This window comes from Burkholderia sp. SIMBA_062, from assembly GCF_046534765.1.
Classification (GTDB): Bacteria; Pseudomonadota; Gammaproteobacteria; order Burkholderiales; family Burkholderiaceae; genus Burkholderia; species Burkholderia ambifaria.
The window spans coordinates 64,364-79,944 of the sequence record NZ_JAWRYD010000018.1; the positions used below are offsets into that span (position 1 = coordinate 64,364).

Here is a 15,581-nt window from a genome sequence, read left to right on the forward strand (position 1 = left end):
AGCGAGAACGGTATGGACAGGTCAACTAAACACGCGGAACGGATCGCCATCATCGGCATGTCGTGCCGCTTTCCGGGTGGCGCGTCCTGTGCGTCGAGCTATTGGGCGCTTCTGAATTCCGGGCGTACGGCGATTCGGGAAACCCCGCGCGAGCGGTTCGATATCGACGCGTTCTACTCGCCTGATCCCGCTGAACCCGGCACCACCTATTCACGCGTGGCCGGCTACGTCGACGATCCGTTCTGCTTCGACCGCGGGCTGTTCCGCACGTCGGCGGCCGAAGCGATCGAGATGGATCCGCAACAGCGCTGGATGCTGGAACTGGCCTGGGAAGCGCTCGAGAACGCGGGGTTTGCGCCGGGTCAATTGCGCGGCAAGAACGTCGGCGTCTTCATGACGACCGGCGAAGCCGATTATGGCCGGCGTACCGTGTGGTCCGGCGATCCCGGAAAAATCACCACATATTCGAAGCTCGGCAACCTGCGCGCGATGGCGCCCGGGCGCGTGGCGCACATCCTCGGCTTGAGCGGGCCGGCGATCTTCGTCGACACGACCTGCTCGTCGTCGCTCGTCGCGATCCATCTTGCCGCACAGAGCCTGCAGGCCGGCGAGTGCGACGTGGCGATCGCCGGCGGCGTGAACCTGATCCTGGGGCCGGAGGAAACGATCGGCGTCGCGCGACTTCAGGCGATGTCCGTGTCCGGGCAGTGCCGGCCGTTCGATGCGAATGCCGACGGCTACATTCGCGGCGAAGGCGGCGGCGCGCTCGTCATGAAGCGGCTGGGCGACGCACGCGCGCACGGCGATCGTATCGACGCGGTGCTGGTCGGTTCCGCCGTCAACAGCGACGGCGCGAGCAACGGCCTCACCGCGCCCAACGGCGCGGCGCAGGAAGCCGTGATTCGTCGCGCGATGGCACGGGCGGGCGTTCGCCCGGAAGCGGTCGCCTACGTGGAAGCGCATGGCACGGGCACGGCACTCGGCGATCCGATCGAGCTCTCCGCGCTGCGCAACGTGTATGCGCGCGCCGTCACGCGCGACAAGCCGATTCTCGTCGGCTCCGTGAAGTCCCAACTGGGACATCTGGAGGGCGCCGCGGGCATGGCGGGTTTCATCAAGGCGATGCTGATTCTGCGTCATCGCCACGTACCCGCACAGGTGAATTTCGCGACGCCGAATCCGCGCTTTCACTGGGAAGGCGCGCAACTCGAGATTCCGCGCGACGGCATGCCGCTGGGCGAGGGCAATGCGCTCGTCGGCGTGAGTGGCTTCGGCATCACTGGCACCAACGTCCATATGATTCTTGCCGAGCCGGACGCGGTGCCGGATACCGCCGCGCAGGTCGCTCGCGAACGCGTGCTGACGCTGTCGGGACGCTCGCCGCAAGCGCGCCGGCGTGCCGCGTCCGCATGGCGCGCGTGGCTCGCTGACACCCACGCGCCGATGCGCGATGCGTGCCACACGGCCAGCGTGCGGCGCGATCACTTCGATCATCGCGTCGCGCTGGTCGGAACGACGCAAGCGGATTTCGTTGCCGCGCTCGATGCCTTTCTGGCCGACGACCCGACGGGACAATGGCATGCCGGCGAGCACCCGCGCAAGCCGCGTCTCGCGTTTCTCGTACCCGGTCAAGGGGCATGGCAGCCCGGTGTCGGGCGCAATCTCTACGAGGAAAACGGCCTGTTCCGCAAACACGCGGATGCGTGCCTGGGCCAGCTCGACGCCGATACGGCACGCGACGTGCTCGATGCGATCGTCGGCCGGACCGCCGACGCGGTGCGCCATCATCCCGGGCAACTCGCACATTTCGTCGTGTGCTATGCGCTCGCGCGTACGTGGATGGATCTCGGCGTGCAGCCCGATCTGCTGATCGGACATTCGTTGGGTGAGCATGTGGCCGCCGTGATCGGCGGCGTGATGTCGCTCGCCGAGGGGTTGAAGGCCGTCGACGCGCGCGGCCACCTTTTCGACACGGCGACGCCGGCGGGCGCGATGCTCGCGGTCGCCGCGAGCGTGGATGAACTCGCCGCACGCTTCGCGTTCGGCACGGATTTGTTCGTGGCAGGCATCAACGGGCCGGAGCAAACCGTCGTGAGCGGCACGCAGGCGGCGATCACGCTGGTCCAGGACGCGATGGTCGCGGCCGGCAAGCGCGTGTCGTTGCTCAAGACCTACGGCACGCCGGGTCATTCGCCGATGCTGCGTTCGATGCGCGAAGCGTTCCGGCAGGCGCTCGAACCGCTGACGCTGGCGGCGCCCGCGATCCCGATCGTCTCCACACTCACGGGCGCGTTCGCGACGGAGGCGATCGCGAGTGTCGAGCATTGGCTGGATCTCGTGGAGCAGCCGGTGCGCTTTCATGAAGCGTTGCTCGCGGCGTCCGACGGCAAGACGATCTTCGTCGAAGTGGGGCCCGGCGCGGCGCTGTCGAAGCTCGCGCGGGCGGCCGCGGGCGGCGACTGGCAATGTGCGGTGTCATCGCTTGCCGATGGGCCGGAGGGCGATGAAGAAACGGAGTCGACCGGCTTCGCGCATGCATGCGCACGCCTCTACGGCATCGGGCAGAAAATCGCGTGGCGCAAGCTGTACGGCAACGCGCCGCGGCCCGCCGAAGCGCCTGGCTATCCGTTCGATCGCGATCGCTTCGAATTGCCGTTCCCGGGCCATGTGCTTGCTGCTTCCGGGCATGGCAGCACGCAGCATCGGCGCGACATCGCGTCGGGCGAGGTGCCGCGGCAACAGGTTCCGCACGTGGCGGACATCGGCACCGAGACCGCGAGCGCCACCGCCCACGCTGCCGTTGAACAGGTGCTCGCGACACTACGCACCATCGCGGCGGCAGTCACGCCCGATAGCGTCACGCTGGTCGACGATCTTTCACTCGTCAGTCAGGGCCTCGATTCGTTGGCGTTGACGGAATTGCGCGTGCGCCTGCATCAGCACTTCGGCAAAATGCCGCCGATCTCCATGCTTGCACGCGGTGCGTCGCTGGCGACGCTGGCTCGGTGGTTCGGCGCATCGCCCGGCACTACACCGATTCAGGAAACCGAATCGAGCGACACGCAGCAAGCCGCCGATGCACCGGGCGACCACGGGCTGATCGTCACGCTGCGCAATGGCGCGGGGCCGCTCGTCGCACTGGTGCATCCGGTTGGCGGCAACGTGCTCTGTTATCAGGATCTGGCCAATGGCTGGCCGGGCGATCCAACCGTTGTCGCGATTCGCCATCCTTACGCGGACCAGGACCGACCGCCGACGTATCTGTCGATCGCGCAATTGGCGTCGCGCTATCGCGCGGCGTTGCTTGCAGCACATGGCACGCTGCCCGATGTGCTCGGCGGCTGGTCGTTCGGCGGAATCGTTGCGCATGAAATGGCGGCGCAGTGGGAAGCGGAGGGCATGATCGCGCCGCCGCTGGTGATCGTCGACAGTCCGCTCCATGAAGGTGAATTCGCAACGCGGCTGCGCGAGCTTGCCAGCGATTTCGTCGCGGAGGACGCCACGCAGGTCGTCGAAGCGTGGCTCACCGACCCACGCTTCGACGCGAAGCTCGATCACGACTTCAACCTGGCCGACGTGCGGCGCCGCGCGCATCCCGCCACGTTCGCCCACATCTCGCGGCTGCACGCCGCAAGTGCGGTGGCGCTCGCGCGTCACCAGCCGCAACAGGTTCGCGCGCGGATCGACTACGCGCTCGCCAATCGCAACGCGGGCGGCATGTCCGGCACGCAGGTGACGCAGTATCTGCGGCGGCTCACGTGCGCCAGCATCGCGGTGAGCGTGTTCGACGACGATCACAACTCCATCGTGCGTCAACCCTCCGCGCGCCGCGTCGCGGCTTTCCTCGGCGGCAGTCCGGACGCCACGCGTGCCGGGTTCGAACCGCTTGCGCAGGTGACGCCCGCATAGGCTGGCGTGTTTCGATTCAGCCGTACAACGCACGGCGCTTCGTGCCGTGCCTTTCTTCATCAAACCGACTTCAGGAAATCAATGCCATGAGCGAACAACTTCAAGCCGCAACGTTGAACGGGTCCGCGGTGACCGCCCAGACCATTCTCGGCTGGATCCAGGAATGGGCCGAGGCGAGCAATCTGCAGGTGCCGACCGATCTCGAGCAGACTTTCGCCGATGCCGGCTTCGATTCCATGCATTCCGTGGAACTCGCGTTTTTTCTCGAAGAGCGGCTCAAGATCAAGATCGACGATACGGTGCTCTACGATTACCCGACGTTCATCGCGTTGGCGGAGCATCTCGTGTCGCTCACGCCGACGGACACAGCCGCGGATACGGAAACGGGCGAAGGGGCAAGCGCAGGAAACTGGTAACTCGCGTGCGCCGGTTCAGCCCCTGTTGGCCGCCGGCGCGCCTCATCGATCTTCACCGGAGTACGGAAGATGGCGGAAATCACCGGCGCGGGGAACTGGACCTCGCGCGTCGTCGGCTGCGGCTCGGCACTGCCCGAGCGGCGTGTGACGAATCATGACATCGCGCGCATGGTCGATACCACGGACGAATGGATCACGCAGCGCACCGGCATCAAGGAGCGCCGTATCGCGGCGGACGGCGAGCACACGTCCGATCTCGCGATCGGCGCGGCCACCGCCGCGCTGAAGCAAGCCGGCATCAGCGGAGCCGATGTCGATCTAATCGTGCTCGCCACCTGCACGCCCGATCGCACGATGCCCGCAACCGCCGTGCGCGTCCAGGAGGCAATCGGCATGCAGGGCGGTGTGGCGTTCGACGTGCAGGCCGTTTGCTCGGGCTTCGTATTCGCGCTTTCGGTCGCGGACAACATGATCCGGCTGGGTCAGGCCCGCACCGCGATCGTGATCGGCGCGGAAACGATGTCGCGCATCGTGGACTGGCAGGATCGAAATACCTGCGTGCTGTTCGGCGACGGCGCCGGAGCGGTGGTGCTGCGCGGTGAGCGAACCGACGGCGACAAGCCGCGCGGTGTGCTCTCCACGCACCTGCATTCCGACGGCCGGCATCACGACAAGATTCATACGGACGGCGGCGTCTCGTCGACGCAAAGCGCCGGCAAGATGCATCTGGAAGGGCGCGATGTATTCCTGCATGCCGTGGTCAATCTCGCCGAGGCTTCGCAGGAAGCGCTCGCGGCACACGGCCTGACCCAGGACGATCTCGACTGGGTCGTGCCGCATCAGGCGAACCAGCGCATCGTGCAGACGCTCGGCGTGAAGTTGAACCTGCCGATGGAGAAGGTCGTGCTCACCGTCGGCAAACACGGCAACACGTCGGCGGCGTCGATTCCGCTCGCGCTCAGTGAGGCGGTGTCCGATGGACGCATCAAGGAGAACGACCTCGTTCTGATGCCGGCGATGGGGTCGGGCTTTACGTGGGGATCGGCATTGATCCGCTGGTAGGGCGCCGAACGTACGGGAAAGTGACAAATGTTCACTTTGCGCACTGGAGGCGCTGTTCTATGCTGGCCGCATTCCGTATGCAGCGGTTCACCAGACAAAGGCCCGAACGGAGTGCACATGGCAGATTCACTTCAGGAAGGCGCGCTGTTTGGTGGCCGGCATCGAGCCCGGCACACCGGGTGGCCGGAACCTGCGCGCCATGCCGCAACACGCGGCTGAACAGGCGAAGCGGATACCTCGGCTCGATGACCGTCTACGGATGCGTTCTGCACTGGCTGTCCGCGACGAAAGCTTCGACATCCGCCTCGCAAAGCGGCTCGCCGAGGTAGAAGCCCTGACCTTCGACGCCGGGCAACGCGCGCGCCCATTCGAACTGTTCCGCGGTCTCGATGCCCGTCATCACGATCTGCTTGCCATGACCTTTTGCAAGCTGCACCAGCGTTTCGACGACGCGCATGGATTCGCTGTTCTGCACCACATCGCGGATCAACGACCGATCGAACTTGACGATGTCCACCGGCAATTGTTGCAGCAGCGTCAGCGAGTTGAAGCCGGCGCCGAAGTCGTCGAGCGCAACCCGCACGCCGACAGCCTGCACCGCATGAATGGCTTCCACCAGCCAATCGAGCTCGGCGGGCGGAACGACATCGGTCAATTCGATCTGGAATCGGTTCGGATCGAGGTCGAGCGATTCGAGAAGCGCGGACAGTTGACCAGGAAAGTCCGCATGCCCCAATTCCAGCGAGGACAAGTTGATGGACAGCGACAACGCGTCATATCCGGGCGCCATCCACCGCGCGAGCATGCGCGTCGCCCGGTGGGTGAGCAGATCCGTGAAGCGGCCGGCCAGGAACGAATCCTCGACCACGCTGATGAACGAGGCTGGCCCCAGGACGCCGCGCTGCGGATGTCGCCAGCGGATCAGGTATTCGAAGCCGCAAAGGCGGAATTCCTGCAACGCGAACTTGGGTTGGAGCAGGAAAAAGAACTCATCCTCGTGAAGCCCCCGTTCGGCGTCGTCGAGTGGATGGTTCGTCAATAAGGTAGCTTTCATGAATATTCCGGAATGCCGGATCGGGAGGGCTGCTGCTTTTTTTGGATCACTCGATTCTATGGACGGGATCCTGAATTTTCAACTTCGAAAAACAAACAAATGTAAATTTGTTTTGTCATCCTGAATGTTTGATGGGTGGCGTATGTCGCCGGATTTCGAGCCGGGTATGGGTTCGATAGTTGCCTTGCATTGCAGGGAATGAAAACGTTTCAACGTTGAGGCGAGCATGTGATCTGTATTTTTTGAGATGAAAATAGGTGATGAATGCAGGGGCGTGCTGTGACGTGCAGGATGGGTTGAATGATTGAATCGTGCGGATATCTTCAATGCGAATTTTAAATGCAATATACGACTTCAATTTTTAATTTAAATGGTGTATAATCATTGTAATTATTTATTGATTTATATGTGAGTTTTGTCGGTTCTAAATCTGCCGATAAAGGGGTTTTGGGGGCGAAGTGTCGTGAATACGTGGCTGTACGAAATTGCAATTTATTAGAATGGATGTTTCATAAAGTATTGATAATTCGTCGGGGAAGATCTCGGAATTTGATGGCGTCATTTCGAGTGTCGTTTAGTGCGATATCGTGAAACATCATCGAATTGACATGGTTGGACGAATTTTTTTATCGAGATTGTGCCGCGCGCGTGACAAGCGCGAGAACTTGGCAGACGATCCCCGCTTCGATCTTGCCGGAGAGTGGGTGTGCATGACATTCACACTGATGCTCGTGTGTCTGGTGTTGACGACGACCCATCTGTTGCATCGCGTCGACCGCGCCTTTTTCGATCTTGCGTCGCAATCTGCCCATGGCAGTGCGGGCAAATCGCTGATCGTCATCGTCGTCGACGATCGTACGATCGAGCATCTGGGCGGCTGGCCGTTCAGTCGCGAAACGCGCGAGCGGATGATGGACCGGCTCGCCGGCAGCGGCGTCGCCGCGATCGGTATCGACCTGACGAGCTTGCGTGAGGCAACGCGCGGCCGTGCGGCCAACAAGGCCGTTGGCGAGACCATCGGCCGAGACAACGGACGCATGGCGCCTCCGCTGCCCGAGGCAGGCATCAATACTCGCGCAAAGGGCTGTGTGGAGGCTGCGTCGTTTCAATGTCCTCGCCCCTATGTGCTCTATTCGTATATCAACGTCCTGGACGGACGCGTGCCGCCGAGCAACCTGAGCGGTCGGTCCGTCCTGATTCGGTCGTCGATCGAAGCTGCCGGCGGGTCGTCGGTGTCGTCTTCGGGCGGCGTGCCGACGCTCGCGAACGTTTTCGCGGCTGGCGATGAAATCGCGGCGCCCGCGACGGCCGCGCTCCCGCGCGAGACCGGTTTCGCGGTCGAACTGCTGTTCAACGAACTGGTTGTGTGCGCGATTTGCGCGCTTCTCTATCGGCTGAGTCCGCGCGCGGGCGTGGTCGCGTCGATCGGCCTGACGACCGCGATCGCGGCGGGCGCGTTCGCGCTGTTTCGGTTTGGCGACCGCATTCTGCCGCCCACCACAGGCATGCTTATCTGCGTGCTCGCCTGTGTGCTGTGGTCGTGGCGACGTCTGGAAGCGCTGTTGCGCTTCATCGTTCGGCTGGCGGATCGATTGACGATCGAGCCTTCGCTGCACGCGGAGCCCGCCGTCGTTCCGCATTGCATGGACCCGGTCTGGCGAGAACTGAGCAGGGCGGGCGCACTGGACGCGCAGGTTCGCAGGTATCGCGCGCTGATCGACGCATGGGTCGACAGCCTGCCGGAAGCGACACTGATTGCGTCGGCATCGGGAGTCGTTCTGCTGGCGAACGAGCGGGTTGCGGCGTTGTGCGGGGAGCCCGATGGGAATCCGGGGTCGCGGCATTCGCCGGCCGGGCGCTCGGTCTCCGATGTACTGTTTCAGATCACGGCGTCACATCGGGCCAATGAATTCGCCGCACAGGCGCTGACATGGCTCAATCACTCGCCGCACGGCGACGATGTGTCGGCGCAGACGAAATCGCAGCTCGACCAGGGCGTCGAGATTGCCAATGCGCGCGGCGGCCTCTCGCTGCTGATCAAGTGCGCGCCGATCCGGCCGTCCGCCTTCGGCGAGCGTGCGCTGGTCTTCCATGTGGCGGACGTGTCGTCCGTACGGCTCGCCGAGCGGCAGCGCGACATGGTCCTGCGTTTCCTGTCGCACGACATGCGGTCTCCGCAGGCGTCGATCCTTGCGCTCGCTTCGCAGATAAAGCGCGATCCGTCGCGGTATACCCCGCAACGGTTTGCCGAGCTGATTTCGCAGTACGCGACGCGGGCGCTCAACCTGTCCGACGATTTTCTGTTTCTCGCCAAGGCCGAAAGCTTGCCGCCGAAGCTCGCCGCAGTGGATCCTGCGCTGGTGTTGGGCGATGCGGTCGACGATCTGCTGCCGCAGGCGAGTGCGAAATCCACGATCGTCAACCTGATGGCGGAGCCGGGGCTGAGCACGATCGCCGACGTGCAGCTGCTGCGGCGGGCGTTCGTCAATCTGATCGGCAATGCGATCAAGTTCGGCCGCGAAGCCTCGACGGTCGACGTGGAGCTGTCCGCCACGGAACGGCATGTGAAGATCGCCGTGACCGATTACGGGACGGGCATATCGGAGCGAGACCAGGAAAAGCTGTTTCGGGAATTCACGCAGCTGGACGGGGCCTCGCCGTTGTCCGGGCACGGCCTCGGTCTGGCATTCGTCAAGACCGTCGTGGATTCGCTCGGCGGCAAGCTGCAGGTGCGATCGAAGCTCGGAGAAGGGACGACCTTCTTCATGTTCCTGTCGAGGCATGATCACGACGCGGCGCTGGGAAACTGACCTCGGCGCCGACATCCGCGCTTCGCCGCTCGGATGACGATGTCACGCGGCTCGCCGAGCGGGGCCCGCGCTACGCGCCGGAAACGACCTGAATCCGGCGCGCTTCCGGTGCACCGTTCTGCTTCGCCGGCGTTGCCAGTTCGAATTCGAGCACCGTGTTTCTCGACGGCAAACGATGGAGTATCGAGGGATCCTGAACACTGCTGCTGCGGAAATAGGCCGGGCTGGTCTCGGCAGCCGCGAGCAGCGGTGTATCGGGCAGTGAAGGCCAGAACGCGATGAAGCCATACCCGTCGTCCGGCTCGAACCGGTTGCACACGCCACGCACGCGCGAGCCCACTTGACCCCATGCGGGCAGGCCGGGGGCCGAATCTCGAACCGGCAGAAGGCCGGGGACGAGATAGCCGCTGATGAACTGATCGGCCGCTTCCCGCAGCTCGAGGGGGACGTTATCGAAACCCAGGAGTTCGACCCGACATCCTTTTTTCTGCAGGGCGCGGACGACTTCGACGAAATCTCCGTCGCTGGTCGCGATCAGGATGGTGTCCAGGCGGTCCGATTCCGACAGCGCATCGATCGCCATCCCGAGATCCGAATTGGACTTGACGGTTTCCGTTCCGTCTTCGTCCGCGTAGTGCCTGAGCGGCTTGATCGTGACGCGAAATCCCTTGTCGCGCAGCGCCGCCTGGTAGCCCTTGATGCGTGCATCGTAGTCGGGCGAGCGCGCCGCGCGGCGTTCGTCGAAGCTCAGATACGCATGCAGCCGCTGGATCGTGGCCCCGGCACGACCGGCGAGCGCGCGCAATACCTCGTACCGCATCAGATGGCCGCCGTTCGCGTCCATGCTGCTTCCGTCCACATAAACCCCGACCCGTCTCATCATCGTCATCCGGAGGTGCGCTATCCGTTCCACCCGTCGGCTCGGCCGGTCGCGCCATGCACGCCACGCGGGCGAAGCGTGCGTGGCGCGACCGGCTCGCCGCGTTTCAGTTGCGGCCGCTTACGCTGATCGACACCCGGCGATCGGGCTGCAGGCATGCGATCACGGCGCGGCTTTGACCCGCCGGACAATGCGTGACCGGCTGACTCGATCCCACGCCTTCCGCGTCGATGATGCTGCTGTTCAGCCCGTGCGAGATCAGATAACCGCGCACGGTTTGCGCACGCGCTCGCGACAATGGTTCGTTCACCGTGCCCGGGCCGAGACGATCCGTGTGTCCGACGACGACGATGCGCGTGATCCCCTTATGCCGCTTGATCCGCTCGATGGCGTCGTCGAGCTGCGCCTTGCCGGCCGGCAGCATCGAATCGAGGCTCGATTTTCCGAATGCGAACAGCGCGTCGCTCTGGAGCGTGAATTGCTCGAGCGTCGACACCGGCGGCTCGGCCGCGGCCACCGGCGCGGCCGACGACGCGCGTACGAAGTCGGCGCATGCGGGTTCGCGCCAGTAGGTATCGGTGACCTTCATGTGCTGGTCGTAGCGCACCTGATACTGGCAGCTGACGACCTCGTTGCCGCGACGGAAGTCGAACAGATAGTTCCACACATGGCTGCCGACGAACCACTCGTTGAAATGCGGCGGCCCGAGCAGGTCGTACATCTGATCCTTGTTCAGACCAGGCGCGACGTTACGAAGATTGTCCACGTTCACGAACGTGCCGCCCTTCGGGCTGGCCGACTGCGGATCCGGGAATTTGGGCGGACCGCTGACGGCGCAGCCTTCGAGGGTTGCAACGGAAAGCAGGCTGATAGACAGCGCAAGTGCCCATTGGATTTTCATGATCTATATCTCTCATCGTATTGGGAGCAGCGCATCCGACAGCCGTGCAACGCGCGATGGAGGCGTTGCACGGCCGCGGACGAGCCCGGTTGGATATCGGGTTCTCGCGATCACCACTGATAGCCCGCACCGATCACGGCACCGTAGTCGTTGCGCGTGTTGGTCGTGATGGCGGCCTTGTAGATCCAGTGATTGTTTTCCGAGATCGTGGAGATGCCGATGGCCTGCCCGGACTGGCTTCGATAGACGCTGCCGGCGATGGCGACCATGCTCTTGCCCGGTCCGGAAGGTTGGGGCAGCCCCGCGACAGCCATTGCGCTGGCGGTTCCCGCATCCGCGTCTCGCCGCAGGCCTTGAATCTTCGCGTCGGTATACGCGTTCGCGTTGCCGACCGCGGCATTCAACTGCTGGACGTTGACGCCATCGGTGGGCGCCGTGCCTGCCGCGACGTTCGTGAGCTGCCGCGGCGAGTTGGCCGTACCGATCGACACGACGTTGTTTCGTCCGCCGTCGTTGCTGCCTGAACCGATCGCGACCGAGCCGTTGCCCGACGACGTCGAGCCTGCGCCGATCGTGGTCGAGCCGGTGCCCGACGCGGTCGAGCCGTTGCCCACCGCGGTGCTGTTCGAGCCGGACGCGACCGCGCCGTTGCCGCCGGCCGACGAATTCGAGCCGGTCGACGCGGGGGGCGTCGAAGAGCCAGGCGTCGACGGGAAACCGCCGCTGCCGTTGGTATTGCTGATGTTCTGGATCAGCGTCGTCAGGTTCTGGTTGACGGCGTCGAGCTGGCTGACGTTGACCGCATCGGTGCCGGCCGATCCGGCGGCGACGCCGGTGATCTTGCGGTTACCGATGTTGACCTCGCCGGCCGACGACTGCGGGCTGCTCAGGCCGTAGGCAATGTAGTTCGACTGCGCGCCGACCGTCGTGACCGATCCGGCGCCGATCGCGATGCTGTTCGCGACGTTCGCACTGGCGCCGGAACCGAGCGCGAGGGCATCGGCGGCGCTGCTGTTCGCGCCGGAGCCGATCGCGATGCCGCCCGACGAAGTCGCGACGGCGTTGGCGCCTTGCGCGATCGACTGTGGCCCGGTCGCATTCGCGCCGCTGCCCAGTGCGATCGCATCGGCCTGCCCCGAATTCGCCGCCTGACCGATCGCTACGCCGCCAGGCGCCGTCTGCTGGACGATCGCGCCATTGCCGATCCCCACGCCGTTGTCGCCGTTGACGACGGTCGTCGGCCCCACCGCGATCGACTCCGCACCCACGGCGAGCGAATCGGCCGCGGTCGAATTGGCATGGAAGTACATCGTCGGCGTCACGGCGAACGATTGCAGCGCGCCGGTCAACTGCCTGACCGTCACCGCGTCGTGCGCGTTCGTGCCGTCGGCGACATTGATGAGCTGCCGGTATGTGTTCCCCGATGCACTGCCGAACGACACCGCGCCGAGCAGCGTCGCGTCGGATGTGTTGAACGGCACCGTGTGGCTGCCGGCCGGGATGGTACCGCTGCCCGCCGCGATGGCGCGGTCCGACACGGAGCCTGAGCCGATCGCTACACCGCCGACGATCGAAGCGGTCGTCTGCGCGCCGAGCGCCATGCCGTTCGCGGCGGTCGATTGCGCGCCGCTGCCGGCTGCGAAGCTGTCAGCCGCGCTGGCGACTGCCTGAGGGCCGACGGCAATGCTGTCCGTACCCGTTGCCTGGCTATCGGCCAGCGTCGAGTTTGCATGGAAGTATTTGATCCCCGCGCCGTTGCTGATGTTCGAAATCGCCGTCGTGTTGGCCGTCACCTGCTCATTCGTCGCGAACAACTGCGAGCCGTTCACGGCGTCGGTGCTGGCGCCGCTCAACTGGCCGGCGGCGACGTTCTGGATCTGCCGCTCGGCGCCCGGCGCGCCGACGCTCACCACGCCGGTCGGCGCCGTGCCCGCGAAGGTGTAGGCGACGCCGCCGATCGTCGCGCCGGGCGTGGGCGTCGCCGCGGTGGTCGTTGCGTTTGCACCGAGTGCCACCGAATTCGCGACGGTAGCCTGCGCGTTGCCGCCGATCGCCACCGCATCGGCGCCGGTTGCCGACGAGTCGGGGGCCGTCGAGTTCGCGTGGAAATACTTGATCCCCGCGCCGTTGTTGATGTTCGAGATCGCCGTCGTGTTGGCGGTCACCTGCTGGTTGGTCGCGAACAACTGCGAGCCGTTCACGGCGTCGGTGCTGGCGCCGCTCAACTGGCCGGCGGCGACGTTCTGGATCTGTCGCTCGGCGCCCGGGGCGCCGACGCTCACCACGCCGGTCGGCGCCGTGCCCGCGAAGTTGTAGGTCACGCCGCCGATCACTGCGCTGGATGTCGGCGTCGCCGTGGTCGTCGTCGAGCCCGCACCGAGTGCCACGCTGTTGGCGACGCTGGAAATCGCGCCGGAGCCGAGCGCGACGCCGTTGGTCGCGGCGGCCTGCACGACGGCGCTGTCGCCGATCGCGACCGCGCCGGCGACATTGGCTTGCGACGCGTTGCCGAGAGCCACGGACCCTTGTCCGGTCGCGACGTTCGTATTGCCCAGCGCGATCGCGCCGTTGCCGTTCGCGGTGTTGTTGGCGCCCATTGCCACCGCGCCGTTGCCGATCGCGGTGTTCGGATCGCCGATCGCCACCGCGCCATTGCCGTTCGCGGTCTGGCCTTCGCCGAGCGCGACGGCGCCCGTGCCGCCGGCCACTTGCGAGTTGTGGCCACCCGCGATCGAACCGGTGCCCGCGGCAGCGGCGACCGTGCTGGTGTCGCCGAATGCGACGGTCGATGCGGCGAGCGCCTGCGAAGTCGGGCCGACTGCAACGGCCGATACGCCGGACGCGTTGGAGAGGTTACCGATCGCGATCGAACTCGTTCCGCTCGCCGTCGCTTGACTGCCAAATGCCTGCGCACCGGTATTGCTGGCGAGCGCGTTGAAGCCGATGGAGACCGCCCGGTCGCCCGTGGCCTGGGTGCCGGAACCGGGGACGCCGGCCGTGCCGCCCGGGCCGAGCGCGATCGCGTTGACGCCCGACACACCGCTGTTGACGCCGATGGCGATGCCGGACGCGCCGCTGGCCGATGCGCCCGATCCCAATGCGAGACCGGCGTCGGCGGTGTTGGTGGTGATCGCATCGAAACCCATCGCGATCGAGTAGCTGCCGGCTGCTGTCGACATTGTCGCCAACGCGGTCGAATGATCGCCCGATGCGGTACTGCCGGCGCCGAGCGCCGTCGCGGAATTGTTGGAGGCTACCGATGCGTTGCCGAGCGAAATCGATGAAATGCCGCTGGCGGCTGCGTTCAATCCGCCGGCTAGAGTGTTGTCAGCGCTCGCTCGGGCACCCGCGCCCAACGCCGTGCTGCCGACGCCTGACGCCGTCGAGAAATCGCCCAATGCGTTGGCGTTTTCAGCGGTCGCGGCTGCGGACGCACCGAGCGCGGAAGCGTTGGTGCCGGTCGCCAGTGCCAGATGTCCTATCGCGCTCGCACCGACGCCGCTCGCCGTGGTGTTGCCGCCGATGGCGGTCGAACTGCTGTTGGTTGCCGTCGCCGCTTGGCCGAATGCGCTGGTTCCTGTGCCGGACGCGACCGTGTTGGTGCCGACCGCTGTTGCGGCCGTGCCGGTGGCACTTGAGCCAGGACCGGCTTGATACTGCGCAGCTGCCTGTTCGGGCATTGCGATTGCGCCGAACAATAGCGGGATGATCGCCGCGGCGCATTTTGTTATGCGTAGTTCCGGGCGACGTGTAACGCCACGTCTGTCAATCGCGCCTGCCGACGACCCCGTCTGACCTTTTCCCTCGGCCGTGTCGATTTCCGACACAGCGACAAGCGCCCCGCGCGCCTTGCTCCATATGACTTTGTGCACTCTGTTCATTTGATGCTCCGTGTGAAATGAAGACGCTCTATCAGAGTAGATTTCGTAGTAGTACGAAGTTGAATGGGTAAATGGAAATCAAGTCACGATCGATCTGATCGAGACTCGGGCGCCACGGATCCCCGTGACTTGTACGGATTCGCAGGCCGGATATGCGGGGCGACCGGATGCATTGTCGAAGGCGACCGATTGTTTTGGCGGGGTTTGCATCTTTTATCTCGATATAGATACGCCACGGCCGGCGATAAATCGCCGTTGCTTTATAAAATACTCAACGCTGTATATGCTTCTTCGAAGCAATCAAGTTGCCAGACGTGCAGAGCGTGGCGACGCCGCGAGGCGATCGCGTCAATCGCTCGGTGCTCGTGTTTGCGTGACTCGCTCCTGTCAAATTGTTTATGACGTATTGATGTTGTTGGAACTGAAAAAGTTATTGATTTGGCTTACCGAATGTTAGGAGAGGGCCTGCAATTTAAAAAGTAAACATTTGTCACTCTGGATTAAATGTGGAACTGCGACGACATTGATACGGGAAGGCGAATTTCATGGGCCGCATGTGCTATGAGGGAATGCGGCCTCGCGTGGAAACTGCACGCGAGCAGACCGTAGGATCAGGCGCTGGCGAGTCCGGAATCACCACGGATTCAGGAATAAAAGAAGGCGTGCAA

At 64.5% G+C, this 15,581-nt stretch carries 8 protein-coding genes; 4 read left to right on the forward strand and 4 right to left on the reverse strand.

Translation table 11 applies throughout. The features are described 5' to 3' along the window. Window positions 1-12 precede the first annotated feature (12 nt). The 3 genes from SB786_RS20625 (at window position 13) to SB786_RS20635 (ending at window position 5,387) form a co-directional block, all read left to right on the forward strand. Entirely contained in the window at window positions 13-3,909 is a 3,897-nt protein-coding gene (locus SB786_RS20625; protein ID WP_410729161.1) for a type I polyketide synthase, read from the forward strand. Between the two features lie 86 nt (window positions 3,910-3,995). Further along, window positions 3,996-4,325, forward strand: coding sequence for an acyl carrier protein (locus tag SB786_RS20630; protein WP_410729085.1), 330 nt, complete (start codon window positions 3,996-3,998; stop codon window positions 4,323-4,325). A 69-nt stretch (window positions 4,326-4,394) separates the two neighbouring features. Then, complete coding sequence (locus SB786_RS20635) at window positions 4,395-5,387, forward strand: beta-ketoacyl-ACP synthase III (protein ID WP_410729086.1); 993 nt, start codon at window positions 4,395-4,397, stop codon at window positions 5,385-5,387. Window positions 5,388-5,640: 253 nt separating this feature from the next. Here the strand turns inward: SB786_RS20635 and SB786_RS20640 are convergent, their stop codons facing one another. Beyond that, complete coding sequence (locus tag SB786_RS20640) at window positions 5,641-6,441, reverse strand: EAL domain-containing protein (protein WP_410729087.1); 801 nt, start codon at window positions 6,439-6,441, stop codon at window positions 5,641-5,643. Between the two features lie 608 nt (window positions 6,442-7,049). On the opposite strand from SB786_RS20640, the gene SB786_RS20645 reads away from it, so the two are divergent. After that, window positions 7,050-9,251, forward strand: a complete 2,202-nt coding sequence (locus SB786_RS20645) for an ATP-binding protein (RefSeq protein WP_410729088.1) — start codon at window positions 7,050-7,052, stop codon at window positions 9,249-9,251. A 70-nt stretch (window positions 9,252-9,321) separates the two neighbouring features. Here SB786_RS20645 and SB786_RS20650 read toward each other — a convergent pair whose 3' ends face one another. From SB786_RS20650 to SB786_RS20660, 3 genes are all read right to left on the reverse strand, one after another. Then, window positions 9,322-10,140: an NYN domain-containing protein gene (locus tag SB786_RS20650; protein WP_410729089.1), complete on the reverse strand. Its 819-nt coding sequence runs from the start codon at window positions 10,138-10,140 to the stop codon at window positions 9,322-9,324. A gap of 97 nt (window positions 10,141-10,237) precedes the next feature. Beyond that, the gene (locus SB786_RS20655; RefSeq protein ID WP_410729090.1) at window positions 10,238-11,032 is read right to left on the reverse strand and encodes an OmpA family protein; all 795 of its coding nucleotides are present in this window, start codon (window positions 11,030-11,032) and stop codon (window positions 10,238-10,240) included. A 110-nt stretch (window positions 11,033-11,142) separates the two neighbouring features. Beyond that, the gene (locus tag SB786_RS20660; protein ID WP_410729091.1) at window positions 11,143-14,913 is read right to left on the reverse strand and encodes a YadA-like family protein; all 3,771 of its coding nucleotides are present in this window, start codon (window positions 14,911-14,913) and stop codon (window positions 11,143-11,145) included. Window positions 14,914-15,581: the final 668 nt, after the last annotated feature.

Excerpts from the sequence above, each read along its gene's own strand:
- SB786_RS20625 (WP_410729161.1), top strand. The coding sequence starts at position 13 with ATGGACAGGTCAACTAAACACGCGGAACGGATCGCCATCATCGGCATG.
- SB786_RS20630 (WP_410729085.1), top strand. The coding sequence starts at position 3,996 with ATGAGCGAACAACTTCAAGCCGCAACGTTGAACGGGTCCGCGGTGACC.
- SB786_RS20635 (WP_410729086.1), top strand. The coding sequence starts at position 4,395 with ATGGCGGAAATCACCGGCGCGGGGAACTGGACCTCGCGCGTCGTCGGC.
- SB786_RS20640 (WP_410729087.1), bottom strand. The coding sequence starts at position 6,441 with ATGAAAGCTACCTTATTGACGAACCATCCACTCGACGACGCCGAACGG.
- SB786_RS20645 (WP_410729088.1), top strand. The coding sequence starts at position 7,050 with ATGGTTGGACGAATTTTTTTATCGAGATTGTGCCGCGCGCGTGACAAG.
- SB786_RS20650 (WP_410729089.1), bottom strand. The coding sequence starts at position 10,140 with ATGACGATGATGAGACGGGTCGGGGTTTATGTGGACGGAAGCAGCATG.
- SB786_RS20655 (WP_410729090.1), bottom strand. The coding sequence starts at position 11,032 with ATGAAAATCCAATGGGCACTTGCGCTGTCTATCAGCCTGCTTTCCGTT.
- SB786_RS20660 (WP_410729091.1), bottom strand. The coding sequence starts at position 14,913 with ATGAACAGAGTGCACAAAGTCATATGGAGCAAGGCGCGCGGGGCGCTT.